Annotated in this window: 25 protein-coding genes and 1 pseudogene; 14 read left to right on the forward strand and 12 right to left on the reverse strand. The window is 56.6% G+C overall.

What is annotated here, in order from left to right; all coding sequences use genetic code 11:
- Positions 1-12: 12 nt before the first annotated feature.
- The 3 genes and pseudogenes from P0D68_RS34265 to P0D68_RS34275 form a co-directional block, all read left to right on the forward strand.
- Positions 13-351: pseudogene (locus P0D68_RS34265) on the forward strand (TniQ family protein); the annotation flags it as partial.
- A gap of 204 nt (positions 352-555) precedes the next feature.
- Positions 556-1,860 carry a hypothetical protein gene (locus P0D68_RS34270; protein WP_408303626.1) on the forward strand — a complete coding sequence of 435 codons (1,305 nt, stop codon included), beginning with the start codon at positions 556-558 and terminating at the stop codon, positions 1,858-1,860.
- A 40-nt stretch (positions 1,861-1,900) separates the two neighbouring features.
- The gene (locus tag P0D68_RS34275; protein WP_408303609.1) at positions 1,901-2,371 is read left to right on the forward strand and encodes a 3'-5' exonuclease family protein; all 471 of its coding nucleotides are present in this window, start codon (positions 1,901-1,903) and stop codon (positions 2,369-2,371) included.
- A gap of 205 nt (positions 2,372-2,576) precedes the next feature.
- Here P0D68_RS34275 and P0D68_RS34280 read toward each other — a convergent pair whose 3' ends face one another.
- The 10 genes from P0D68_RS34280 to P0D68_RS34325 form a co-directional block, all read right to left on the reverse strand.
- A complete protein-coding gene (locus P0D68_RS34280) occupies positions 2,577-3,671 on the reverse strand; it encodes a hypothetical protein (RefSeq protein ID WP_408303608.1) in 1,095 nt (364 codons plus the stop codon).
- A gap of 25 nt (positions 3,672-3,696) precedes the next feature.
- Positions 3,697-4,686 (reverse strand): SIR2 family protein, encoded by a 990-nt coding sequence (locus tag P0D68_RS34285; protein WP_408303607.1) that lies wholly within the window; start codon positions 4,684-4,686, stop codon positions 3,697-3,699.
- 1,023 nt (positions 4,687-5,709) lie between these two features.
- A complete protein-coding gene (locus P0D68_RS34290) occupies positions 5,710-7,152 on the reverse strand; it encodes a BilD N-terminal domain-containing protein (protein ID WP_408303606.1) in 1,443 nt (480 codons plus the stop codon).
- Entirely contained in the window at positions 7,149-7,664 is a 516-nt protein-coding gene (locus P0D68_RS34295) for a hypothetical protein (protein ID WP_408303605.1), read from the reverse strand. The genes P0D68_RS34290 and P0D68_RS34295 overlap by 4 nt, the downstream gene beginning before the upstream one ends.
- Positions 7,621-8,079: a DUF7665 family protein gene (locus tag P0D68_RS34300; RefSeq protein ID WP_408303604.1), complete on the reverse strand. Its 459-nt coding sequence runs from the start codon at positions 8,077-8,079 to the stop codon at positions 7,621-7,623. The genes P0D68_RS34295 and P0D68_RS34300 overlap by 44 nt, the downstream gene beginning before the upstream one ends.
- 12 nt (positions 8,080-8,091) lie before the next feature.
- Positions 8,092-8,589: a hypothetical protein gene (locus tag P0D68_RS34305; protein WP_408303603.1), complete on the reverse strand. Its 498-nt coding sequence runs from the start codon at positions 8,587-8,589 to the stop codon at positions 8,092-8,094.
- A 131-nt stretch (positions 8,590-8,720) separates the two neighbouring features.
- Positions 8,721-12,044, reverse strand: a complete 3,324-nt coding sequence (locus P0D68_RS34310) for a UvrD-helicase domain-containing protein (protein ID WP_408303602.1) — start codon at positions 12,042-12,044, stop codon at positions 8,721-8,723.
- The gene (locus P0D68_RS34315) at positions 12,041-12,682 is read right to left on the reverse strand and encodes a hypothetical protein (protein ID WP_408303601.1); all 642 of its coding nucleotides are present in this window, start codon (positions 12,680-12,682) and stop codon (positions 12,041-12,043) included. The genes P0D68_RS34310 and P0D68_RS34315 overlap by 4 nt, the downstream gene beginning before the upstream one ends.
- The gene (locus P0D68_RS34320) at positions 12,679-13,401 is read right to left on the reverse strand and encodes an RNA polymerase sigma factor (protein WP_408303600.1); all 723 of its coding nucleotides are present in this window, start codon (positions 13,399-13,401) and stop codon (positions 12,679-12,681) included. Before P0D68_RS34320 ends, P0D68_RS34315 begins: the two co-directional genes overlap by 4 nt.
- Positions 13,402-13,937: 536 nt before the next feature.
- Complete coding sequence (locus P0D68_RS34325; protein WP_408468816.1) at positions 13,938-14,585, reverse strand: hypothetical protein; 648 nt, start codon at positions 14,583-14,585, stop codon at positions 13,938-13,940.
- A 1,453-nt stretch (positions 14,586-16,038) separates the two neighbouring features.
- Here P0D68_RS34325 and P0D68_RS34330 point away from each other — a divergent pair.
- The 6 genes from P0D68_RS34330 (at position 16,039) to P0D68_RS34355 (ending at position 19,100) form a co-directional block, all read left to right on the forward strand.
- Complete coding sequence (locus tag P0D68_RS34330; RefSeq protein ID WP_408303598.1) at positions 16,039-16,512, forward strand: dCMP deaminase family protein; 474 nt, start codon at positions 16,039-16,041, stop codon at positions 16,510-16,512.
- Between the two features lie 110 nt (positions 16,513-16,622).
- Positions 16,623-16,862 carry a hypothetical protein gene (locus P0D68_RS34335; RefSeq protein ID WP_408303597.1) on the forward strand — a complete coding sequence of 80 codons (240 nt, stop codon included), beginning with the start codon at positions 16,623-16,625 and terminating at the stop codon, positions 16,860-16,862.
- A gap of 83 nt (positions 16,863-16,945) precedes the next feature.
- Complete coding sequence (locus P0D68_RS34340; protein WP_408303596.1) at positions 16,946-17,428, forward strand: hypothetical protein; 483 nt, start codon at positions 16,946-16,948, stop codon at positions 17,426-17,428.
- Between the two features lie 512 nt (positions 17,429-17,940).
- The gene (locus tag P0D68_RS34345; protein WP_408303595.1) at positions 17,941-18,462 is read left to right on the forward strand and encodes a hypothetical protein; all 522 of its coding nucleotides are present in this window, start codon (positions 17,941-17,943) and stop codon (positions 18,460-18,462) included.
- Between the two features lie 117 nt (positions 18,463-18,579).
- The gene (locus P0D68_RS34350) at positions 18,580-18,939 is read left to right on the forward strand and encodes a hypothetical protein (protein WP_408303594.1); all 360 of its coding nucleotides are present in this window, start codon (positions 18,580-18,582) and stop codon (positions 18,937-18,939) included.
- Positions 18,936-19,100, forward strand: a complete 165-nt coding sequence (locus P0D68_RS34355; RefSeq protein ID WP_408303593.1) for a hypothetical protein — start codon at positions 18,936-18,938, stop codon at positions 19,098-19,100. Before P0D68_RS34350 ends, P0D68_RS34355 begins: the two co-directional genes overlap by 4 nt.
- An 879-nt stretch (positions 19,101-19,979) precedes the next feature.
- On the opposite strand, the gene P0D68_RS34360 is transcribed toward P0D68_RS34355, so the two are convergent.
- Positions 19,980-20,432 carry a S16 family serine protease gene (locus P0D68_RS34360; protein WP_408468817.1) on the reverse strand — a complete coding sequence of 151 codons (453 nt, stop codon included), beginning with the start codon at positions 20,430-20,432 and terminating at the stop codon, positions 19,980-19,982.
- Positions 20,433-20,524: 92 nt separating this feature from the next.
- The gene (locus P0D68_RS34365; RefSeq protein WP_408303592.1) at positions 20,525-20,722 is read right to left on the reverse strand and encodes a BREX system Lon protease-like protein BrxL; all 198 of its coding nucleotides are present in this window, start codon (positions 20,720-20,722) and stop codon (positions 20,525-20,527) included.
- A gap of 26 nt (positions 20,723-20,748) precedes the next feature.
- Here P0D68_RS34365 and P0D68_RS34370 point away from each other — a divergent pair, with 26 nt between their 5' ends.
- From P0D68_RS34370 to P0D68_RS34390, 5 genes are all read left to right on the forward strand, one after another.
- A complete protein-coding gene (locus P0D68_RS34370; protein WP_408303591.1) occupies positions 20,749-21,084 on the forward strand; it encodes a hypothetical protein in 336 nt (111 codons plus the stop codon).
- Complete coding sequence (locus tag P0D68_RS34375; RefSeq protein ID WP_408303590.1) at positions 21,085-21,603, forward strand: hypothetical protein; 519 nt, start codon at positions 21,085-21,087, stop codon at positions 21,601-21,603.
- On the forward strand, positions 21,596-22,081 hold the full coding sequence (locus P0D68_RS34380) for a hypothetical protein (RefSeq protein ID WP_408468818.1): 486 nt from the start codon (positions 21,596-21,598) through the stop codon (positions 22,079-22,081). Before P0D68_RS34375 ends, P0D68_RS34380 begins: the two co-directional genes overlap by 8 nt.
- 17 nt (positions 22,082-22,098) lie before the next feature.
- Positions 22,099-23,196: an Imm72 family immunity protein gene (locus P0D68_RS34385; RefSeq protein WP_408303588.1), complete on the forward strand. Its 1,098-nt coding sequence runs from the start codon at positions 22,099-22,101 to the stop codon at positions 23,194-23,196.
- A 73-nt stretch (positions 23,197-23,269) separates the two neighbouring features.
- Positions 23,270-23,392 (forward strand): hypothetical protein, encoded by a 123-nt coding sequence (locus tag P0D68_RS34390; RefSeq protein WP_408303587.1) that lies wholly within the window; start codon positions 23,270-23,272, stop codon positions 23,390-23,392.
- Positions 23,393-23,782: the final 390 nt, after the last annotated feature.

The following is a 23,782-nucleotide window of genomic DNA, read 5'->3' on the forward strand; positions in this document are numbered from 1 at the left end:
AGGAGTGCTCTCATGCGAGTGCCATTGATCAACCTGCCGTCACCTTACCTTCTCGAGAGCGTGCAGGGGTTTCTTTTGCGATTGGCGGAAGCAAACGCATACCCGGGTATCGAGTGGTTACGGCGCGTTGATGGTCTCCAAGCGCAACTTCGGGAGTGCGCGGGTACTACCATTTTCGGCTTCATGCCCAAATGGCTTGGTGAGCCTGAAACACCCGCCGTAGCTCCACCTGCGTTCGATAAAAAATTTTGTCTCGGGCTGCGAGCAAAATGCTGCGTAGCCTGCCTGCTGGCAACGCCGTACTGGCGAGCGATATGGGAACATCGACTGTACGTTGCTTGCCACGAACACGGTTTAGAGCTGATCGATACGTGCGCAACATGCGGAACCAAACTCTGTTGGAGGCGAGCGTCAACAATGAGATGCCGCTGTGGGAGTGAGATTGCGTCTTGGAAACAAATCGAAGCGAGCCGCACTAGCGTCGACGCCGCTCAGCATATTTGGCGCGCGTTTGTGATAGCGACGGGTGTCCAGCAAGACGCCAACAGGCCACAAGTGAGTGCAATCGATGACCTCTGCTTACCCTCTGTTGCATCGTTGATCTCCCATCTCGGCGCGACGACGGATACCACCGAGTACATGCTGTCGCCCAAAGCATGGCGGAACCTTACGTTGTCGGAAACTTCCCGGCTGGTATCTGCCGCCTATTCACGCTTGACCGACTGGCCGCTGAAGTTTCACGAATTCCTGCGCGAGGAAGAGCGATCGACCGAGGGTACCGCTCTCATGTCGCCTCGCCTGCGCCGACTGAAGAAATTTTTATTTCACGAGCTCGCTCCGGATCTGAACTTTCTCCTCGACGGATTCCGTGGATACATGCGTGCCGAGTCCATGAACACTCTAGATCGAAGACGAGGTTGGGCAACCGCAGGCGACGTGCAATCTCAGGCGTATGTCGCGGCAGCTGTCGCCGCACGCCAACTTGGAATTCGCGCTGCCACACTACACGCCTTGACCGCACGTATTGGTGTCAAGGAGATCCAGATACCCGGAGGAGTTCGGCGGCACTTCACTCTGATCGAGCGGACGGCGCTTTCGTCACTTAAGCAAGAACTGTCGGAGGAAGTCAGTCTTCGGACTATGAGCTTGCTTCTTGGAATGTCGACATCGCGAGTCGAACAACTCGCCGATGCAGGTCTACTGAAACGAAGAACCGTGACGCACGGATTTGTTTCGACATCGCTTTTCCGACGTGGCGAGGCATTGGCGTTGATAGAAAGCCTCAGACGCGGCGGGTTCGTTACCGCGACTTCAGATCGCGAAATTTCCTTTGCAGAAGTCAGTAGATATTTCGTGTCTCAACGAGCGGAATTCGTGGCCCTTATTCGCGCGGTACAGGAGCGGCGTATCAACGTGAGGTGGTGTGACGAGGCCGCCCGGGGATTTGCCGGCGCGACTTTTGGGCGTGACGAGTTCCTCAATTGGCATCGACAACAATGTTGCGTTGGAGGCATGACCGTTCCAGAAGCAGCGGCGCACCTTCACGTCAAGCAAGAAGTCGCATACCACCTAGTGAAATCAGGCTTATTAAGGGGGCGAGTAGCCGTTCGTGGTCGGAGGTCTGCAACTTTGATCACCTCGGATGCCGTATCTGATTTCAAACAGCGCTATATTTCCTCGGCTGAGCTGGCCGCGGCTATGTCGCTTTCAGTTGGACGGGTCGTGGCAGTGCTTTCCGACCACGGCGTATTGCCGATTTGTGGACCGCAAACGGATGGTAGCCGGCAGAACATCTTTCGGCGTAGAGACGTTGAGCTTGCTTCAGAAGCGCTTAAGGCGTCGAATCTCGGGGAGAAATAATGGTCAGAACCATGTACTTTACAGACCGCTGGAGAATAGCGTGAGCACCTTGCACCCATGGGAACGCCGAATCTTCATCGACACGGAATTTACGGACGTTGCAGCGCCGTGCTTGATAAGCTTGGCGATGGTCGCTGAGGACGGGCCTGAGTTCTATGCAGAGCAAGCGCACGTAAATAGAGATACTTGCAGCGTATTTGTCCAAGCCAATGTGTTGCCACAGCTTGGTGCGGATCCGGCGCGAGTAATGGAACGAGCGGCATTGAGCGAATCGGTGCGAAGCTGGATGTCGATGTTCACTGGATTGAAACAGCGACCAGTAATTTGTTACGACTATCCTGTTGACCTTCAACTGTTGTGGGAGTTAGTCGGTGGACGAACCACCGGCTGGAAGGAAAAGCTCATCAGTTCAAGAATTGATCCCGTCACGAAGGAAGAATACTTCCGAGTGCACGGTGGCCGTCACCACGCTCTTCATGACGCACGAGCAAATAGAGCTGCATACCGCTAGTAAATGACAACGGACATACAAGTCATCTGCGCGCATGTTGCGTAACCGGCGTCAGACGATCTTGCAACTCCGGTATCGTACGACGTGAATCCGGAGGCTCAGGGACGCCAGCGTGTCCGGCCCTAGCGCCCAGTGGGCGCAGTCCGCAAACGTCCCCATGGGTTGGGTTGAAGCGCCCGCACACTCTGTCCGCCCTCGTCCTTCGTCAGACCTTCTTTTTCTTCACGCTTAGAATCCGATGGAGCAATCTGTGGCAGTTGGCGCAGAGGCATTGGAGTTCGTCAAGGGTGGTTCTGTGGTCTTCTGCCATTTCGCTCACGTGAGTGGCGGAATGATGAACTTCGATACATGCCTCGGCCTCTTCGGCTCCGTAATGCGCCACCGGATCTAGGCCGCACTGTTCACAACAAAGCCGTCCGTGTGTTCGACGGAACTGCGCCTTCTTTGCCTTTGCGAGGCCAGCGGCTCGTTCACGCTTCAAGTGAGATTTCAGCCTTGCACCGCCCTCACGCCATTCCCGGTCGATGTAAGTGTCGCTATCGGGAGATTCGTACGCTTTGCCCTTCGGCACAATCTGGTAACCGGCCTCTTGCAGCAGGTTGAAACACAATCCCCCGGCAGTAAAGTGTCTCGGTCCGATCGGAGCGCCATCGAGCGCCATCGAAAGTGCGAGTCCAAAGACGGCTTTGGGCCGCAGTCGACGGCCATCGTCAGCGATCAGGTCGTAGTCGGTCGACGGGCCAAAGGGATCATCCGTGATATTGCCATTGATGAATTGCTGAACCGCTCGCCAGATGTACTCGGGTGTTGCTTGACGCAGCACGTCGGCGGGTAGCCTTTCCATGCCCGGGGGATCTCCGTCCGCAGCTATGCCTCCGAGCCGGTTAGCCAGATCCTCGCTGGATCCGCTAAAGCCAGTCGCTATTCGAATGCGCTTTGTTGAGTTTCCTCCCTTCGCACTTGAATTTGGGTCGCTGCGAATATCTTTCATGCGACTGCTCAGCAGGCTGCAGATTTGTTCCGGCGACAGGCTTCCTTCGGATTTGCTCAGAACAGATCGCGCGCTGAGAGGTAGTGACTGGACGGTTGTGCTATCCACCCATGCGCCAAGTATAGGTATAGCGGCTTGAGAAAGCCTGCTAGTCAGCAAGAGCAGGGCTTTTGCATAGTCTGCATTTTCCGCTCCACGCCGGCCCTTCGCCCCACCTCGACTGTGCAGGATGATGTCTGCTTCGTCCACGGAGAAGCGAGCATCCAGTCGGGAGCCGTCTTCGTTGATCGCTTGCAATGTTTTTGGCAATTTAACCTTTCCTGTGCAAACCTCTTCAGGTTTCGAAGAAACGCATCAGCTTCGGGCGTTGGAGTTCGTCGCTCGTGAAGGTCGTGCGAAGCGGCCGAGTCGAACCGCCGATATAGCGAACGTCCTCGATCGCTCGGCGCGGTTGCGCAATTGCCCCATTGTCATTGCGCGGTCGGAGTACCTTTCGCCCGCTAGGGTTGACCACAAACATGCCGAATGCGTCGTCGGCTTCGGCAGCCGCGACGATCTCCTGATTGATGTGCTCGTCGCCGAAGCCGTAGCCGATAGTCATGAGATGCGTGCCCCGTTCCCGAAGACGCACACGGAACTCATCGACGTATCGAGTCAGCAACGCCGATCCTGCAATCGCATTTATCTTGCGAGCGCCCATCACGAGCAGATCGTTACCATCCTCTCTGCGCCAGTTGACTGAGCTGTGTAGTTTGAAGATCGGTTGGCAGTCGTCTTCAATGTGATAGTTGGCGCCCGGCGTGGGTCGCAGTTCGGTCGCCAGTAACTCTTCCGGTCGGAGCTGCCAATAGTTCGGCGGAAGCCGTATGCCAGGATATTGCGGGCGATCAGCCATCTGCTCCGGGCCACGTTGCCTGAGTGGCGGATGCCTGTAGTGTAATTCGAGTTGTAGATCCTGATTGAGCGTAAAAATTGCGTCGAAACGCGCGAGAAAGGACGTAAGACCTCTATCGGCGAAGTTTGCGCCGTTCCCCTGACCATCCAATCCACCACCATCAACGAGCATCCGATTCATGTCGTTAAACGATGCTCTGATGGCGTGCTCCATCGCATCGAGCCGCTCGCGGTGCGCGGGCTGCTGATGCTGCCGCCACTCGCGTTGCAGGTCTCCGAGAACCTCTTCGAAGTTCTGATTTTCGATGAGCCGCCTGCAGAGATCCCGATTATCCGCGAGGCGGCTGATCAGGTCGTCGGCGAGTTCGCCAGCGAGCCAGCCGCCCCAGTTGCGGGTGAAGCCCGCCCCGAGCAAAAGGAGATGCGCCATTCGGTTTCTCCTAGCGATTCAGTGTGCTCATTCTACCTGTCAGACTGAACGTGATTTCCGGCGAACTTTTGCCTACCATGTACGTCCTCATCAGCGCGATAATCGCGGCGTTACCGCCTGCGGCGGTCGCGGAGTAGTGACCAAGCATAAGACACCAATGCCGCCTCGCTACTGGGAGCGGGTGGAACTCAGCCGGAGGTATACCTCGTCGCGCCATGCGGAAGACAAGACACCCCGCGAATGGCAGCAAGACGCAGACGGTATACATTCATGTTTTAGCTCGCGTTGCCGAAATAGAGTTGTGATAAAAAGAGTGGGCAATCTGTGGCGAATTATTCGGTTAGGATCGGTTGGAAGCGTCTCGCGGAAGAGCGCTACTACAAGGCGCTTTTCGATCATCTAAAAAATTCGACGCTTGTAGTCGCTGTTGCAGTGGCTGCTGCGAAAGTTTTTTCGGCCCATGCGGATAGCATCATCGCTATCGCGGGAAAAGGCATAGCTGTCTTGTTGGCGACGGTGCTCTTTATCGGCTTCTTCTCGTTACTGTGGTACAACACGTGGTTTTACATTAGACAGGTCTTATTCCCGCAACTAGCGATTGAGCAGACCCGTCCGGTGGTTAAGGTGCGGATCCGACTCAAGGCAGGAGTAAGGCGACCACGCTACAAACGGGTTTTGACATGGCTTCGGAGATACAGAAGCCAAGTGGTTGTTACCGCGTTCATAACTGCGCTTTGGGGATCGGAGGTGTACGCATTCTTCTCCTCTATGGACCATCTCGGTTCATCCGAAGCAAGCGCGCCTGCCAATGGACGTGAAGCTACGGACAGACTGCATGAAGAACCTTCATCTCCAGACGGTGGACAAAGGCGACCATTCCCGAGTCAAAAAGACCTTTCGATCTACAGCATCCGATGCTAGAGAGATCGAAGCGCTGAAATTACGCCAGTGTCTGCTCTGGCGCTTATCGAGTTAGGGGAGCCTACATTCCGAAGTGACCCGCCGCAGTCAGGTCGCCTCGTCCTATGACCAGGAGAGTGTCGCGGTGGCCCCGTAAGACTGTGGGTCACTTTGTTGTGGTTTGCTTGCTGCAGATTTCGGCGAAAGCGCTTGAACGTAGGAAGTGGGCAGCCCGACGTACTTGGAAGGGGGGCTGCCAGTGCGGTAGCGAAGGTTCTTCAATTGCAAGTCTATTGTCGGGTGGACAGGCCCGCCGTGGAGAGGTCGAATCACCTCTGACAGCACTAAGGCTGCGGCCATCGCTCCGACGAACGGCGTCGCCACCGCACGCGAGGCGAGTTGCGTCATGCCACAGAGGTCGTTTCCCTTTCGGGCGAGCTTCTTGTAGGTGTCGTTCAATTCGACTGCAACCTGTGCTCCAGCGCCTGAGGTCCAGATCTCGGACGGCTTTCGCGGGCCAGGGAAGGTATGCGTGCGGATGTTGCGGAAGTCGCGGTAACCGCTACCCAGGCCAGCTTCGACCACCATGGCGAAGCCTGCCGAATCAAGATCACGGCGCGCAGCAACATTGTCCACACCGAAAAGGACGGTGGTCGGTTCATTGGGCATGACGTGGTGATGTGGACCGAAGCGGCGTTCGACAAGGTCGATGGTAAATCCGGCGGCTTCGAGACGTTTTCCCACGTGACGCACCTTCCGCTTGCCAATGTCTGCGGACGACAGAAGCATGCACGTGCTGAGGTTCGACTTCGTCGACTTATCGAAGTCCTGGAGCACCAAATGCGGCCGACCATCGACGCGATAGGGCAGCATGCCCATTGTCCATGCATAGGCTTGCCCGAGGTGCCCTAGGCCGACGAGCCACAGAGCTTTAGGCAGGTACTGGAGCGCCGGCCCTCTGAGCACGTCCTCGTGCCAATCGGTGACCGCGAGCGGGTTCCAGAGCGACAAGCCAACAGTTCGATGCCCGGCGTCAAGCAAGTCGCCGCGAATGTGCAGAAACGCCTCGTTGACGCCGATCGCGGCGGCCGCCACGCCGGCCAGGGGATTGTCATTCTTGCAAATGAGGCTGGCACTAGTCATAACTGGTGTCACTGAGGCGCGCCAATGGTCCCAGCTCAGGCGGATGCAGAAGCCCGGTAGCGGCGCTGCTGGCGCGGCACCGAGTACAACTGTCGGCAAACTCGTGATGGCATTCTTGGAAACCTTACCACCCAACTCTTCAACGACCTCGTGCGCCTCGCGTCCTTCGTACAGCGGCACCTGCAGCATGACGTTGAGATCGCCGTGGACCTCCACGCCACCCAGAAAGGCACGCGCAGCCGTGTTCAGGGCCGTCAGGAAACAGGCTTGGCCAGCCAAAGTGTCGGCCCAGCCGTCCCCCACGTGGAGACGCAAACGGTAATCGGCAAACAGTTCAAGCGCCTGCTCGGGGGATGCAACTTCGCCTGCGTCTAGGGCCATCTTGGCCAGGCGGTGCATGGATTCGGCATCGAGGGAACTCATTTAGAACCTCCATCACCGGTAAGCCGCACCAGCCGGCTGATAGCGGAACCGGAATGGGCCGTCCACTCGTGGCTTCCTTCGTAGACGTACATGCCTAGTTCACTGAGGTGGATCGGGCCCTGGGCGAAGCGCGGCACGATGAACGCGATGTGGCCGGCCAGCGCGACCATGGGGTTGGCTCGGTCGGAGCGACTCTGACCTGGGTCACGGCGATGGGTGTGGACGTCGGCCACGACGCCGACGCCGTCGCTGCGGCACAGATCCCAGAGCTTGCCGAAGCTGTTCGAAGTCAGCGATACGTAGTCATCGTGCAAAGCGTCGGCCTGAAGGTGTTCGTACGGCAAGAAGCGCGTCACCACACGACCGGAATCGGTCTTTTGGCCAAGCAGAAAAGCACCACTCTCCCGAACACCTGCGCTCTGAACACGCAGGTGTTCTATAAGCGCCGCCCACAGCGGCGCCGGCGCTTCAATTAGGGGCGCAGACATAGTCGCGGCTTTGAAGAAGTTCATAAACGACCTCGAGATAGTGGGTGATCCCCTTGGCGGGTTTCCAGATGAGCTGCGGGTACTGCGTCACCCAGCAATCGTGGCCAGCGAAGCTCGCTCGATCACAGGGAATATAGAGTGCATCGCCGTTCATCCAGCCCGGTTTGAAGGCCAGCTGAATGCGCTCCCCTCCGTGGGGCCACTTATCGAACGTGAGCCGGCTGTTTAAGGCCAGGTCCCAAAACGTGCCGGTAGGTGCCGACGAGGGGAAGCCGCTGCAGTCCAATCGTAGAGTGAATTCCCGTGCATCACGTGCTGTGACGCTCACGTAGAGGATCGGCCACTCCAGCTTCTTGAACTGCCAGCGGTTGCGGTCCTCGCCAGAGAGGAAATGTGCCGACGTAAGGTCGGCACGCAGGGACTGTTCGTCCGGTGCCATTTCGCCTCCCGGCTAGCCGTTGATGCGGTGCGCGGGCACTAGGTCGAACGTAACCGAGCACTGCGGGTCATGGGTCAGGGTGCCAATGTGTACATCGACGTCTGGCTGATCGTTAGTCCCGGCAATCTGCAGCACGTGTTCTGCAATATCGCCAGGCTGCATGCCCAGCTTGTGGCCAGCCCACTGGCGGACGCGGCCGACCGTCGTTGCCGGGCGGAACGGGTGGCGTACCACCTCGGCGCCGAAACGCACATGAACTTCGACATGCTTGCAGCGGTGCAGGTGGACGCGAACACCGTGCTCCTTCTTGAGGTGCTTGATGTGCGTCGTTCGGGTGTAGGCGTCGTCGTCATCGTCCTCGACCGATAGCATCAGGCCTGAAGCGTCCGTGCCGGGAGGCAACAGCGCTAGGGCAGCGAGCTTGAGGTCTTCAATGGTGGCGTCGTCGTCGATTTCGACTAGTTTGACGTTGGGGAAGTGTTCCGATTGGATGTAAATACGGGTAGGCATCTCTGCCCTCCTTACTCAGCTTGGCGAGTTCCGCGGGATGCGTTGCTCATACTGGGTAAGTCGCAGGCAGGTTCGAAAATCGGAAAGCGAAGCATGCAGACTTCGACGATCAGCACAGCCCACCTACAGGGCTATGCTGGGCAATGCATAAAGTGCCTGCACTTGGGACACTCCCAAGGGTTTGGTTGCGCTTCAAAGTTGCCGGACATCAACCCCTTAGCGATGGGTACGAGGAAGAACTCGCCTGGCAGCCGGCCATACGGTGCCACAGATTCAGCAGCGGCGGCGCTCAGCGCAAAGATGCTTCCCCTGAAGGAGTAGGAGGGGTACTTCTCCGCCAAATACTTGAGCACCCACTTCAGGACCTTGTGCTGTCTCGCCCGCTTACCCGACGGCCTTGTACGGACGAACTCAATCGTGATGACTGAGCCTGATTTGGTAATCCTGTGCGGCCTGACGTGGAGCGGCAGGCCAGCACAGATGATGTCAAATGGCTTTGCCATTGCGACTCGGCTAGCCCCCAACCAGTTCCTTCCAGCTTCGAGAAGCTGGTCGGCATAGGCCTTGAGATGAGGTAGCGCGTCATTGAAACCTGGACCAAGTGAAGCCAACGCGCGGTCAACTTCGCCAGGCGGTTCGCCCGGGACCTCGCCGTATGCGGCGAATAGCTCCCTCATCACAGCACCTTCCACCAGTGCTGCCGGGTGCAGGCCAGCAGCCGGCCTGAGTTCTTTGACATAGTCGTAGTAGTAGCGACGCGGGCATACCCTGTAGGAAAGAAACCCGGCGAGGTCGTAGGTGGCTGGGGAAGTTGCCGTGGCGCCGCCCTTCATTGGCCTCCCCGGCGCACGTAGCTCCGCGCGTCCGAGAACAGTTTCAAATAGGTGGGCAGCTTGAGAGACCGCTTCTACGCACGCGGCATCGTACCTCTCGCGCGTTTCGTAGAGCACCAGATGCTCCCTAGCCCTTGAGAGAGCTACATAGAGCTTGTTCGATGCCTCAGTGTCCTCCTCGAAGTTATCCTTCCCCACGATAGTCTTGAGTAGAGAACGAGGAACAAGCTCCGAATCGGCGGATGCGGCAAAGTGTCTGGCGTCAATGTCGACAAGGTGAACGGCCTCAAACTCGAGTCCTTTGCTACCGTGAATGGTCATCACCGCGATTGCATCGAGACTGTCGGCCTCGGGCGGGGGCATACGGAGCTCCTTGTCGTCGCCAATCCGCAACCGCCTTCGAAGGCGAGTAATGAAGCTGCCCACCGTCTGGTAGGCCCGCCCGCCGTCGGGTACCCTGAGGTAATAGATGAATTGCCACAGCGCAATCCGGCGCGTGATGTCGAGGATGCTTTGCCCCTCGAGGTATGGGCGCAAGATGTCAGCTCTCTCAAGTAGCAGCTCGCACGTGACCTCCCAAGGAGAGTTGGTCGACGCCAGCCCTTGGAAGACGTGTGCCCAGCGCTTCACTGCGGCTACGCCGTCACAGGAGAGTCCCGGCGGAGGCGAGCCTAACCACGAAAGCGCAACTGGTCGGCTCGCTTTGAGCCACTCCAGCAGGAGTTCAATATCCTCAGGTGGAACTTCCAGAGTCGGCAGTAGACCTATGCGTAGCAGTCCACTGCCCGAGCGATCAATGAAGAGCTGAAGCAGTGCCAGGAGGTCCTTGACCTCAGGGCGCTGGAAGATATCCCCGAGATGGAGCGCAGGCACTCCCGAAGCGTTCAGGGCTTCGGCGGCAGTTCCGCAAGTCTCGTGCGTGCTCGCGAGTACCACTTGGTCGCGATATGCGACTCCCAGAGCGCGGAGGCGCCGTGCATTTGCTATCAACTCGCCTTGAACGACTCTATCGCTCGCGCACTGGATAAGGCGAGGCTTGACGCCGCTGGACCCGCGAACTGGCTCGACGTCATCCAAAGGTAGCACCATCTGCAACGGGTTGGAGTCTCTCCCGGTGTGCTCGAAGACGCGAATGACCTCCTCATAGCTGCGCCGGTTCTCGTTGAGTGGGAAAGTTTTGCTTTTGGGGAAGTCGTCTTCGAATCGGACGATGTTGCGCATTGACGCGCCACGGAAGCGGTAGATGGCTTGGCGTGCGTCTCCAACAACCCAGAGGCTGTCGGCGTGGTCGGCCAGCGCCTTCACAAGCTGAGCGCTGGCCCGGTTCACATCCTGATATTCGTCAACTAGGATGTGTTTGAAACGGCCAACGCTGGCTTTGAACTTCTCATAGTTGCGGGTCAACGCCAGTGCGGGCAGCATCACCAGGTCGCCCATGTCGACCAAGCCTCCGTCTGCCTGCAGCTTTGTCTCGTAGCATTCGTACAGTTTGGCTACGTCGCGTTGCTTTTCGACGACACTCGAGTTGGTATCAGGTGCCGAGGCCTCCACAGCTCTGGCAAACGCCTTGACGTCCGCGAGTTCGTCCTTCGCACGCTGGATAACCTTGACCACCTCGTTTAGCCAATCGAGCGGGTCTCCCAACGGATTGAAGGCAGTCAACCCCAATCCGTAGATGTGTGGCTCAAGCACTGCAATCTGAGCCATCTTGTCCGCCACACCAAATCGTGGCCGGAGACCGAACTGATCATAATTCTTTCGCAGAAACTCCAGTCCGAAGGCGTGGAATGTGCCTACCCATATATCATGGGCATCTTGAACGCCAAGTGCTTGAAGCCTGTCAACCAACTCTCGTGCGGCACGATTGGAGAATGTCAGCAGCAATATCTCGCCGGGCTTAACGCCCTTTGAGATGAGGTGCTGCACTCGCATGAGCAACGTCGCGGTTTTGCCCGTTCCCGGACCCGCTACAACGAGCGAGGCTTTCTCCTTCGAAGTCGCAGCTCTGGCCTGCTCGACGGTCGGAGTGATTGGTTCTTTGGACGCCTCGTCCTCCACAAGCGGTTCAGGGAGGAGCACTCCATCGAGCAGCTGTTGGCGAACAAGCTCTAGGGGGAGGTCCAATTCTCTCTGGAGTTGCCTCGCGGTTTTGCCTGCGAGGAAGAGGGCGCGTGCCACTTCTCGCGGCAGGAGCAACTCGCGCGCAAAGATGTTTGCCTGAAGCTCCGCCCGTTCCCGAGCGCCATATGCCTCGACCTTTTGTGCGCCGAAGGTGTCTCCATCCTCAGGCCTCAAGCTTGAATCGATGACTTTGTGGCAGCTGTCATGGCTTTCCGGATGCAGCTTCCAATGTCCAAATTCGTGTGCGATTAGAAATGCTCGCTCGTCGCTAGAGACGTCGTTTCGGACGAAGACTTGCCTCAACTTTCGAACCAGCAGTGCATCGGCTCCGCCGAGCATCGCGTCGGCGGGATTGATATCCTCAATTGTGAAATCCTCGGCGTCCTCGCCTGCCACGGCGTCAATAAGTACCTGAGACCTAATTGCTGATATCGCGTCAGACTTGAACAGCTCGTGGCGAAGCTGTATTGCGGCTTCACGCGCTCGACGAAATGGTGTCATGAAGCATCTTCCTCCCCTTGCAGTGCGAGCAGACGCCTCTTCTCCTCTTCCGTTACCGGAAGTGCACGTACCGCGCTCTCCCAACTCTCTATTTGAGGGGCGCTCGGCTTGCTTGATGCCTTGTAACTCAGACCGTCTGCCAACTCTTGACCGAAGCAGCGCTCAAGTGCTGCCGCAGTTACGTTTAGGTACCTCGCCAAGTCGTTCACAACTTTGGTCGGGAGGTCAATGAATCGTCGAGTGATGGCTTTGGTCAGAAGAACTGTCGACGTCCCGAGTCCCGCAGCTGCAGCTGCTCGCTTGAGCTTTCCTCCCGCCAGCCCTGCAAGTGCGGCACGTGCAGCTGCTTCGTCGGATTCGGATGTAGGCTTCGAGTCGAGTTCGTGCATGCGATTGAGGACAAAACTCTGCAAGCGAGAGACTGCATCTTCGGAAACTTCAGCCACGGCTTCTGTGCTGGTGGGTGCGGGCGAAGCTTCATACGAAGTCCACAGGGCAGCGAATTCCAGAATGTCTCGGCGGTACTCGGGATAAGCTTTACAGGCATGGAGTATGGCGGAGGGGGACGGCTGGTCCGCGGAGAAGAAGAACTCGTCCAGAACTTCCTCGAGTGACAGCCTATTGGTGGGCGATGTCATTGCTTGAACTCCTTCTCAATCTTGGCGAGGGCCCTGTTCTTATAGTTATTGACGGACTTGACGGTCACGCCGAGTGTCGCAGCGATGTCTTTGACCTGCATTTCGTCGACATGGAGCATGACGAAGACGAAGTGCTCTTCCTTGGTGAGGATCGTCTGCAGGCGATTTGCAACTTGAACGTGCCGCTGCTTAATTTCTAGAGCATCTGCAGGCGTAGCAGCTTGGCGTAGACCAGCCACCTCTCGTATTGTCTTATCCGGATCATCATCGTCCGCAGAGTGCTCCATGGCGTCAAGACTGTCTTGGCACTTCCGCTTCTTCGCTAGCAGGCGGCGTTGGAAGTCGAGCGCGCGGCGCTTGAATAACTGACCGAAGAGCTTTTCTGCGTGAGCCGCGTCGCCAGGTCTTGAGACGAGGCACTCCCATACGTACTGGGAAAGCTCTTCCGCTGCCTGATCGAGATTGCCGATGACTCCGGGGTAGATGCCGCTGCGCAGAGCGAATCCTTTAGCCAAACCAAGCAGCCGCTTCGACAGAACCCCGGAGAGCAAGCCGATGCGGCCTTTATGTCCTGAGGCGCGAGCACGCCCAAACAGCCGGAATACCTGTTCGTCCGAAACGTAGAGGATGTCGTGCTCCCAGTCTCCGCGAGCCAGCCTGGTTCGTAGGGAAAGGTCATCAAGGGCCTCTAGGGCCGCGTCAGGCTCTTGTACGTGCATTTTTTCATTCCGTTCGTCATGCGAGCACCCGTCCGAGCCAATATTTTGAGATGCCCTCACGTGGCTAAATCGCAAGAGAAGTTAGAAATCGGAAAGCGCAGAAAATTCATCCTTCTTCAAATGTCCTGTCTGAACGACGAGGAGCGTGTGTCCTCCACGTGCAGCCCGCCTGCAGCACATTGCCAACAGGCAAACGTGAGAGCGAGCCGCCCCGTCGCCCCCTCTGACCACAGGCCGCGATTAATGCTCACCTTTAGCTTATTGAGGGGCAGATTGCCAGAGATTAGCACCGAAGATTCCCGATTTAGAATTTGGCAATTGCCAGAGCCAGCAGTTTTTCGGGATTCTCGCTGTCGGAGCGCCCGGCCGGGAAGAAATGAACATCTCTCACCTGTCGATTCCTAACGCCAGCCTTACAGAAAAGGCCGATCCGGTGACCCCTTCGGTCAAGCACGGGCGTCGCGAACAAAATCGCGGAGCCGTTGATCATCCGAAGCGCATAGCAGGGCGAAGCCAGCAAGAAGCGGCTACTTCGTCTATCGGTCGAGCTGTACTACAATCCCTTCGGGAAGTACTGATCTTGTCGCCGTGCGTTGCGAACGCTGACCTTCATACCAGCCAGTAATTTCGCGATCGAGACTCGGCACGCGCGACATGACATCCTCAAATGGTGTCACAAGCATCTGCATGGCTTCTATCAGTTGCATAGTCGAACGCTCGATTTTTATACGCAACCGAGAAAAGCCATCCTCTCGATAGCGGACTGGAACATTAAGCTCCGCACCGTCGAAATGAGAGTCTACCCGTCTCTCTCTCAGCTCTTGACTTGCTTGTTCATTCAACCTGTAGAGCAAACCTCTCTCCGTGTCGGTCGCCTGTCCCTTGCGGCGCATGCGCGTCGCCTGAGCTATTGCATTCGCATTATCGATTAGATCAAGATTTCGGCAAATTCCGAACAATGACGCAGCGATCACCTCGATTTTGGCGAGCTCGAAATCGTCAGTCGGAGCCGAAATTGAAGAGTTCCAAGCTCGAACTTGGAGGCGCCGGGTTAGGGGACGTTTTGCATTTGGATTAACACGGGTGGCGACCACCAAATTCCTTGCAATTGGAACAGTGACGCCATCAACCTCGACCGCGGCGTTATTTACTTGGGCGGTCCAGCTTGACGGGCAGGTCATCATGCCGCTGATGGATGCACGTGTACCTTTAGACTCCGCGAGAGCCCACTCAATGGAGCTTGAACCCGCTACCGGACGGATGGCAATATAGTCTGGGAGCAGTTTGCTTATCGGCCTAGGGAGACGATGGATCTTGAGTCTTGATGCTGGATAGTGGTGGTGCCAGTGCGGGGCACTGACAGCGGTATTCACGTTAGGATAAAAAGCGCTTGCTGGTGCGACCCATTGGTACCCCTCCTCTAACAAAACTTTGCGGCAACACGCAACCCCCAACATCCATGACATAACGCCTTTCCACTGTCTCTCGCACCCCGCCACAATCTGATGCATAGCCAGATAAGACCGGCCACGGGAAGCGACTGGGGCGAGGAGATGACCCGGCCATCCAAGTAGATCTAGAGGGGAGGCAGAAGGTACGCCCGGAATCCAGTCTGCGATCAAATGAGCAGCTATATCCGTGTCGGTTAAACCCAGGTGCTGCTCGCCACCTCCCACGGGCCAGTATCGTATTCCCGTCACCAATCGTCACCCCATTTTTGACGTTGAATTATCGCTCTTTTTGACACCGCTATTGCTATAAGCTGCAAGCATCAGACTGAGGTAGCGAGTGTACGTGGCGCACTCACCCTCATCAACACGCTTCGATCGAAATGGAGTTCGAACCGGCGTGTGAGGTGCATTCGCGCCATGCGGCGAATGTATCGCGCGTACGGGCCCGTCATAGAGGATGAAAAAAACGTTGGTTCTCAAGGGTCGAATTTTTCGATTACTCTGACAACATACAGATTTGTAGGTTCGCAGGGAAGCGGAATTAGTGCACGGATAAGTGTTGTGTCTTGCCGGGACGGTAGTTAATCAGTAGCAGCCGACGCCGGATGTACGTCTCGTGCTGGGCACACGGACGGCGGACCATGTTTCTGACTTTGGAAATGACGGGATAGAGATCCTGGGCGCAAGCGGCGCGTCCGCTATGAGATGACTGCCGAAGTTTTTCTTGCAAAGCTATTATCGCGGCCTATGCGGTCGCGTGGATCACGTCGAGTGCCCGCTGGCGGCAAAGGTGTGCGAAAACGCAAAAGTACTCGGTTTTCGGGTGTCGCTTTACCCTTCACAAGCTACAACCAAGCCAATTCAGCGCGATCTGAAGGGTCGCGTCTTTTGAACATCGCATTCAGCCTGCCTTTTCACACGCCCGGCCGAAATCCGCCGCTTCTGGCATGATGCGTCGTGGGCCGGTTAGCGTCGAACCGTGCCACTCGTCGTCCGTCAAGATCTGGCCCGAAGCGGGCGCGCGGCGATCCAGACCGCGGCCGCAGGCTTGCCGAATAGAGGAAGGGCAGCAGAGCTTTTTAGGCGTGCAGATGCGGCAAGCCGCTCGGGAAATGCCATTTTTAAACAATCAGACCGCATGGGCGCTTGGGGTCTAAATCTAGTTAGGCAATAAGAGGGGAAGTGTATGGACTACATGATCGAAGCCGAGCAAATGCAGAAGTGGGACGTTCGCTTTTGCGAACTGGCAAGGTATATATCCGCTTGGTCTAAAGATCCTAACGCGAAAGTTGGCGCTGTACTTTTCTCGAAGAAGGGAGGCAACGTTTCCATCGGATACAACGGATTCCCTATGGGCGTCGAGGATTCTGCGGAGCGCCTAACGGATAAAGACGTGAAGCTGGAGCTAGTTGTTCACGCAGAGGTCAATGCGATAATTGCAGCAGGCGCTCGTGCAGAGGGATCAACTATTTATGTCTGGGGCAAACCTATTTGCGCTCGCTGCGCGGGCCCAATTATCCAGGCCGGAATCAAAAGAGTTGTGGCACTGGCGCCAGGCGATACAGACTCTCATTGGGATAATAGTGGAAAGACGGCGCGAGATATGTTCGTTGAGGCTGGGATCGCTGTCGACTTCTACACAGCGACCGATGCAGAGTGAGCAGAGTGCGTAACAGTTCATCCCAGCCGATGCCATTTCGCGGCAAGGCTTGATTTAGGCGTTAAGCGCTTGTTTAACCTCCCTCATAGAAATTGTTCTTCGAGGTATCCATGAAAGAAAAGTTAAAATTAGCTGCTGATGAGACGCTCAAGTACAAGAGCTCTCGCTCCCACGGGTTCATGGGGGAGACAGACGTTACTAATTACCTTATCTTGGACGCATCAGAAAATATTGTTGGCTCCGTTGAACACACTGAGCACACGGCAGTAAAAGGATTCCGCGTGACGCACTCTGTCGTGCAAAAAGACTGTGATGGCAACGTTGTTGTTCAAACCAGTTGGCAGCCATAGCACCGTGGTGTCTGGCAACTAATTCATGGTGACGCCGCTTCACGGTTCGGCTTAATTCCGGATTTCCCGGCGTTTGTTTCTAAGTGGCAACCCACTTTTTGCCTATGAGCTGTGATCCGCACTGGACCGCCTATGTGTCAGCCTTTATGGTGCCCACGGTCGCCGTGCTGGGCGTCGCGATTGCGTACCGGCAATGGCGCACCGCGCAAAACAAACTAAAGCTGGATCTCTTCGAGAAGCGTTTTGCGGTGTACGACGCCAGCCGCCGGATGCTATCGGCGGTGATGACCAGCGGCAAAGTCTCGGACGAAGAAATGTTCATGTTTTTCGCAGGTACGAGAGAGGCGAAATGGCTGCTCAGCGCGGGCGTAGCCGACTATCTCGACAAGGAACTGCGCCTCAGAATGCTGCAGCTGCAGACCCTATCCGCCGAACTCGAAGGCCTGCCGGTCGGGACGGAACGCTCCGCTAATGTTAAGACGCAGAGCGAAATCAAGACATGGATGCGTGAGCAATTCGATGTACTTGATGCGAAGTTTTCACCATTCTTGAGCCTTGCCCACTGAGCCGCCCATAGGCGTCAGACGTGAGCGGCTGCCAGTTAAGCGGAAGCAATCAGTCATGTCCATTGTCCCCGAGAAGCCGACTCGGATGACCGATCCGCTCTGTTTGCTGCCGTCGTAGTCCCGAGGGCGAAACTGACGGTATTGGGTCGCTTGCGGCAGATAGATTCACTGAACAAGTGGGGGCGCATGCATATCGTATGAGTCGAGTCAGTGATCGGGCCATGAGAGGACGGTGGCCGAGGTTGCATTCAATGTCCGCTCGCCGGATGCGAACGGACGAACGCGATGTTCGCATCAGCGCCTGATTCAATCATATTTCGGCCGCAGAAGGGGCGGATAGACGCGAGCTACATGCGGGGTGGGTACGAGGAACAACAAATGACCGAGAGCACCATGAACGCCGCATTGCGCCACTCCGAGACGGTCGAGGCGGACATCCTGCGCACCGTGTCAGCCAGAGGGGGTAAAGCTGTCCCCAAAGACGCCGTTAATTAAGAATTTGGGGGCATCGAATGTCAGAAACTTCTGCAACGGGTGGTTCGACCGAGAACGAAGGCAGTAATAACCGTGGGCTACTTGCCATATTGGGTACTGCCGTTGTAATCATCGGCGGCATCATTGGCATTGCGGATGCAAGTTACGAACATGGCAAGAAGATTGGAGCGGATGAACAAAATGCCGCATGCGATACGAGAACTTCCACCCTGCAAGCCAGCCTAGACAAGAATTCTGTTACAGCTAGCGCAGACGCTGCAACAATCATCGAAGCCGAGAAACATATCTCCGAATGGAGAGACGCATACAACGCGGACCAGCAGACCATTCTGTCGCAAGGCAAGCAAATTAACGATCTGATGGCCCTCGTCAAACAAAACGACACCTGCGCCTTCTTGCAGCAGCAGGTAAGAAATTTGGACGATACGCTAGACAATGGCTACGGGAGTCGGTCCCCTCGCGAGGAGCTAGTTGCACGCCGCGATTCGTTTATCGGTGCCATGGCAAAATGCACGCAGACACAGGGTAATGCACAGTAGGCATGCCGCATAAAGCCTAATGCTTCGCCGTATTCGGTAAGTACGTACCTCGCCGAGCTTTAGCAGCTCTGTCGTGCACTCCACTGCTCGCTTTGTCAATCAAAATGGGGAGTTTGTATGGCAATGACCCGAAGGCAGCGTTTGCGGCGTGTCGGCATCGTGTGCTGCCACACGCTCCGAAACCTTGCGTACTACAGGACATGGTTCGAGATGGGTAAGCCACGGGTGAGCGAGCAGTTCTGGGTCACAGCAAACGGAAATTTTGCTGATGTCACAATCTTGGAGTGGTGCAAAGTGCTGGCTGACGGGCGAGGGAAGCATCATTGGACGAAGGTAGTCAAAGACCAAGCGGTGTTTATAGCTGGATTGCTGGAGGAACTCGACGTAGAGGAGTCGACTTGGCTGAAGTACATCGACGAGATGCGATTTTTGCGCGACAAGTTCATTGCACACACCTGGATGACGAGAACGAGATGACGTTGCCGCTGCTGGACATTGCGAAGGCGAGCACGGTGTACCTCTACACCTATTTACTCACGAACGAGAACGAGGAAAGCGCGTTTGCAGATGCGCCGCAAGACGCGGTAGCATGGTTCGACAGGTTCGCAAGCGAGGCCACCGTGATCTATGTCGCTTAGGCCCCGAAATTGCATTCGGTGTGGTATGAACAAGAGCGCCCCGACAGCATAGACCGGTGCGCTTGGGAGGCAGGAAAGCGCGCCGATCACTGAGCTGCTCGTTTCGTTCGATCTCGGTGCTTGCCGGTGCGATGAACTGTTGCCCGTTGATTAAGACGGCCTTCGACCCTGATCCGCGATTGCATCCGCCCGCAATCGGCGGCCGGGCGGTATACGACTGGATCCGTGATGAAGTTCGGAAAGAAGGCAAGAATGTTGATGCTGACAATTTCCCTTCGCCGCACATGGGCTCGAAATAGTTAAGCATAACACTGTGCGGCGGCACCGTAGATGGTGCACAGTCCGCACACGCCTTGTGAAGGTCAGGAGCTATGTCTCGACCGCCGCAGCGCAGGGCAGTTCTGATTCAAAGCGGTCGCTTGGCAGCTGGTGTATGTAACGACCGAGAAGGGTGGCTGATTCAACCAGTCGGGCACTCGGGGTCGCGGGATGCCCGCGAAACAACCTCTTCCATGGCCCGCTAAAGTGGTGGTGAGCACGTTTGCGGGAATTGTCAGAAAAAGTGAGAATTTAGAGCGAAATTTTCACCTTTCCGGCAAACGCGAGCGCGTGCACATTTGCTCAAATGTGAAAAACGCCTTAATTTTCAATGGACTATTTTTTCATTTTCTTTGAGAACGTACAGAAAGTACCTGTAGATAGACGCATAACCTGAGAAAAACGGACCCATAAACTGAGAAATTTATGGGTTCTGCCTTTCAATAGCCACCAATAATTGGTGGCATAAACGGGTATGAACGAAGTCCGCCTGGCCTGTATGTCGAGATACTTACAGGCCCTTTTCTCTTTCAGCTGACACTGTTTGCGAAGGTGAGGCCGTCATTCGGCAAGCGCCTTCAACAACGCGTCCCGCCCATCCTGATAAAACTCGACGTCTAACTTGGTTGCCATCTCGTCCGACAAGTCAAACAATTGGCGCCGGCACGACACCGGCAGGAGTAGCGACTTAGCACCCTTTTCCACGGCTATCTCAGCCAAGGTAATTGCGTTGTGGATGAGTTCGATGGTGCCGCCCAAGGTCACTTCGCCCACCACTACCAGACCACCGCGAACCGACTTTTTCAACAGTGCACTAGCCAGCGCGATGAGTGCGGCCACGCTAGTCTTGGCAGCTGACTTGGCGGCATCGAATCCTCGGAACTGAACAGAAAACTCGTGCGACCGAGGGTCTCGGTCTCCCACTAGTTGCTGCGCCCTTGCATAGAGATTCTGCTCGGCACAGCGAATTGACTCCTTGAAAGCAGCGGGCCCCGGGTTGTTAAGCACCCTCACGCCGCTGCCTGGTCCTTCGGTGACTTCAAGTCGGAACAGCCCCGGGTGCTCGTCCTGGCCGCCGGGGCTCAGTGTCCAAATCTGTCCGCACTCTAGCGGCTCATCGCCAATACCGCCCTGACTTGAAGTTCGGGCGTGCTCACAAACTTTTCGACACCTTCCGCGCCCATGGTGTAGCTGAAATGCGTGTTGCGGAACTCGGCCGCGCCAATGCGCTTCTGCTGCTCCTTCACCCGGCGCCGCACCTCTAGGGCCAGTCGTACCGCCCACTCCAGGTCTTCATCACTCACCGGCGTTTCAGCGTTCGGGTACGCACTTGGCTTCGAGCGAAATCGAACTGACGGTAAATATCCGTCGCGCCGATGGGCGCGTGGTTAGCTACGACAAGGGCGTAGGCCGATTAGCTTTGCGGGTTGAGGGCATCGCCGCGAAAGACCATGCGCTCCTTGCGGAAGTCATCCAGTTCCTGAACCGCATGGGTCACGGTGACGCGCCGAAATGGCTGAAAGCACTGAACATAGCGCAGTACGAGTCTCAGGTCCTAAACAAGCTGAAGGACTTTTGTGCGACGGTTCAGCTTGCCATCCGGAGGTCTCTCGACGCACGCGTCGGAAAACTGTTGCCCGAAATCTGGCGCAGCAAAATCGACTAGGTGAGCGCGGGCTTCGCCGCGTTGCAGGACATGGCCGACCGCATGGTCCCCAAGGCGTTGCGAGAATTCGAAGCGAAACTCAAAACGCTACAGAACATGGTCTACCGTGGCGAAATTCATGAGATTGCTACTGGTGGCATGCCGAAGGTACGTCGAGAAGCAGAGGCGTATCTTGAAGAACGACGGCTTGCGCGGGAAATCCGGCGTGGCAAATTCCCTTCTTCCGAGTGCCGTGCTGACAAGGGTGAAGTCGAAGCGATGCTGACCAGCAAGTACGGCCCCAGGATCAAGGCGGGCTGGCCTGATATCCTGAAAGACCGCGGCGAGATTGCCAGCTATGGGAAGAAACCGGTTTTCACGAAAGTCGCAACATTTTCCGGAGAGATTTCTGCGATAGGTTCCCAGGAACTGGCCGGCAAGAAGCTGTATCGGGCCTTCGGCAACCCTTCCAAGCATGCGCCATACCCTTGGTGGTTGCAAGGCGGGAGGACGGCAGCCCGCGTTCTGGGGTGTGGGTGAGGTGCCCAAAAGTGCGGAGGAATGGCGGACGCGCTCAGCCGTTCTCGACGAGTGGAACGATAACGGCTTTCTTGCGATTGTGCATCTGCCTGCGGACCTGCCCGCGCACATGGACCTGAAAGCCTGGTCTGGACAGATTGCCGAACAGTATGGTGAGAAGGTTCCAACACAGTATCTTGAAGGTGGCGGACAGCAACTTGTGGTCGATCTCGGGGAACTTGCTGACGAAATTACGGCGGCGGGTGAGCTGCTCAAGCAAGGCAAGTTGCCACCCACCATCTCGAGAAACGGAGTGACTGTAGAACTTCGAGCGACAAACTGGACGAACGTCGAGGACGTGTACGGTTATAGCAAGTTCGACGAAAAGGTGCGCGGGGCTGCGCAGACGCGTCGCCTTGGAACTGAGGAGATCCAGACCAAGGTGACCAACAGCAGTGCAACCGCGGTGGCGCGTGCCGCCAATTCAGATAACCGTTAACGGACGACAGGACCACAATGAAGTTGTTCAGCATGCGCGATGAGACGACGCGCCGACAGGTTTTCTGGCTCCTGAAGAAATTGACAAGCTACAGCCTCTGGGCCAAGAAGCGCGACGACTGGGAAAACTTCACGCGCGCGTATGAAAACGCAGTCAAGACCTGGCCTTCCAGTCAGCGTGAACAGATGCCCGCGGACAACTTACCGCGCATCTACGGTATCCTCAGCAACTACAACAAGGGCCTGGACGAGCTACGCCGGGGTTATCGTTTTGTCTGGCGCCGCGGGGAAGCGTTCGACCAGGCGCTGACGGACTATTACGTTGTTGCCAAATACCTTTACCCGGATGGGGACTATTGGGAGCGCGGCATCCAGGAGGCGCCATATCCCCCGAAGGTGGAAGCGCTGAATCTGCTCATGCGCGCAAGCGAGTATGTGGGCGAGAACGCTGCCTGCGAGGTGCCTGCGGGTGACGATGCGACCGCTCAATTCACGGCGGCCGGCGCGCTGCTCGATCCTGATGCGTATATCTTTCGCTTCTATCAACTCGGCTTTCCCGTTTTTCCCGCGTCGTTGCCGCCCGTGCCGCAACCTACCGGTGTCGTGATCCGCACGGGCGACGCTGTACCCGTTGATGGCATATGGGAACCGGTCACAGTCACCCGCGGCAAAGTGCTTGGCTTTATCCCGGTAGGCGCCACCAGCAGCGAGAATGCGGGCTGCTTTAACTACCTTGTTCAAGGCACGCGTGCGCCTCGTATGACGGGGCCTTTCAACGAGAGTCGCGGCTACGCCGAAGACATCAATGTGAGTTGGTGCCTGCTTTGGAAGGATGATCGCTACATGGACGGCTTGATTCCCGATGAGTCCGAATACTTCATGACGGCGCCGGAGGCCACCTCCTACATCGAACCGGATCCAGTCATCCCGGCGGTGAGAACGGGCGAGGTATGCCCGGCCACTGGGCATTGGCAGGCGACGGGTCATCCGGAACATCAGGTACATGTTGTCAAGGGTGCAGTCATGCCGGATCTGTTGTTAAAGGACTGGTCAGACGCTGGCAAGGTGCACTACGTGGAGTGGACTCTTATTCACCAAGACAGAGAAGGTCGCTGAAAACAGAGGGTAGCGTGGCCCGTCGACTTGTCTTCAAAGGCGACCCAGGGGCTGAACGGAGCGCCGAGACTGGATGATCAGCCTGATGGAAAAGATTGCGAATCTGCAGATTATCGAGCGCCACCCTACCTACGATAAGGTCGGCAATCCGCAGCGGCTAACCGTTTCCGAATTCACCCCTGTCGGGCTTACGTGACACTCAGCCAGCGCAGAACACGCTATTCGAGTCCAGTCGGGAGTGATCGGCATACTTCTCAGTGATGCAAGCGGCATTGCAGTTGTGGAGGCGCCGTACGAACCTTCGGCCAATCGGGCATATATCGCCAATGCGGACGGCTTATTGAGGGCGCAAATCCCCGCGCGAATCGGCGCCGAACGCGTCATGTTTTACGACGTGAGCAAAGTTAGCGGCTCAGCCGCATTTCTCGCTGCAGCACCGGGAAGAGACGTTCGTATTGAGGTGAGAGAGTCGGACGGTGTGGTCGTACCCGAGTTGCCTAGGCGGACAGAAAAAGCATAGGTGGATGACGCACCGGGTCGCGAGAAAAGATGAAGGCGCGAGAAACCTTAAAGCTTTAAAGGCACG

The sequence above is a fragment of the Paraburkholderia sp. RL17-380-BIE-A genome, from assembly GCF_046028085.1.
Classification (GTDB): Bacteria; Pseudomonadota; Gammaproteobacteria; order Burkholderiales; family Burkholderiaceae; genus Paraburkholderia.

Bases quoted from the DNA above. Each gene is read 5' to 3' on its own strand.
- P0D68_RS34285 (WP_408303607.1), bottom strand. From the start codon at position 4,686: ATGGCGCATCTCCTTTTGCTCGGGGCGGGCTTCACCCGCAACTGGGGC.
- P0D68_RS34290 (WP_408303606.1), bottom strand. From the start codon at position 7,152: ATGAGTTCCCTCGATGCCGAATCCATGCACCGCCTGGCCAAGATGGCC.
- P0D68_RS34295 (WP_408303605.1), bottom strand. From the start codon at position 7,664: ATGAACTTCTTCAAAGCCGCGACTATGTCTGCGCCCCTAATTGAAGCG.
- P0D68_RS34300 (WP_408303604.1), bottom strand. From the start codon at position 8,079: ATGGCACCGGACGAACAGTCCCTGCGTGCCGACCTTACGTCGGCACAT.
- P0D68_RS34305 (WP_408303603.1), bottom strand. From the start codon at position 8,589: ATGCCTACCCGTATTTACATCCAATCGGAACACTTCCCCAACGTCAAA.
- P0D68_RS34310 (WP_408303602.1), bottom strand. From the start codon at position 12,044: ATGACACCATTTCGTCGAGCGCGTGAAGCCGCAATACAGCTTCGCCAC.
- P0D68_RS34315 (WP_408303601.1), bottom strand. From the start codon at position 12,682: ATGACATCGCCCACCAATAGGCTGTCACTCGAGGAAGTTCTGGACGAG.
- P0D68_RS34320 (WP_408303600.1), bottom strand. From the start codon at position 13,401: ATGCACGTACAAGAGCCTGACGCGGCCCTAGAGGCCCTTGATGACCTT.
- P0D68_RS34325 (WP_408468816.1), bottom strand. From the start codon at position 14,585: ATGATGACCTGCCCGTCAAGCTGGACCGCCCAAGTAAATAACGCCGCG.
- P0D68_RS34330 (WP_408303598.1), top strand. From the start codon at position 16,039: ATGGACTACATGATCGAAGCCGAGCAAATGCAGAAGTGGGACGTTCGC.
- P0D68_RS34335 (WP_408303597.1), top strand. From the start codon at position 16,623: ATGAAAGAAAAGTTAAAATTAGCTGCTGATGAGACGCTCAAGTACAAG.
- P0D68_RS34345 (WP_408303595.1), top strand. From the start codon at position 17,941: ATGTCAGAAACTTCTGCAACGGGTGGTTCGACCGAGAACGAAGGCAGT.
- P0D68_RS34350 (WP_408303594.1), top strand. From the start codon at position 18,580: ATGGCAATGACCCGAAGGCAGCGTTTGCGGCGTGTCGGCATCGTGTGC.
- P0D68_RS34355 (WP_408303593.1), top strand. From the start codon at position 18,936: ATGACGTTGCCGCTGCTGGACATTGCGAAGGCGAGCACGGTGTACCTC.
- P0D68_RS34385 (WP_408303588.1), top strand. From the start codon at position 22,099: ATGAAGTTGTTCAGCATGCGCGATGAGACGACGCGCCGACAGGTTTTC.
- P0D68_RS34390 (WP_408303587.1), top strand. From the start codon at position 23,270: ATGATCAGCCTGATGGAAAAGATTGCGAATCTGCAGATTATCGAGCGC.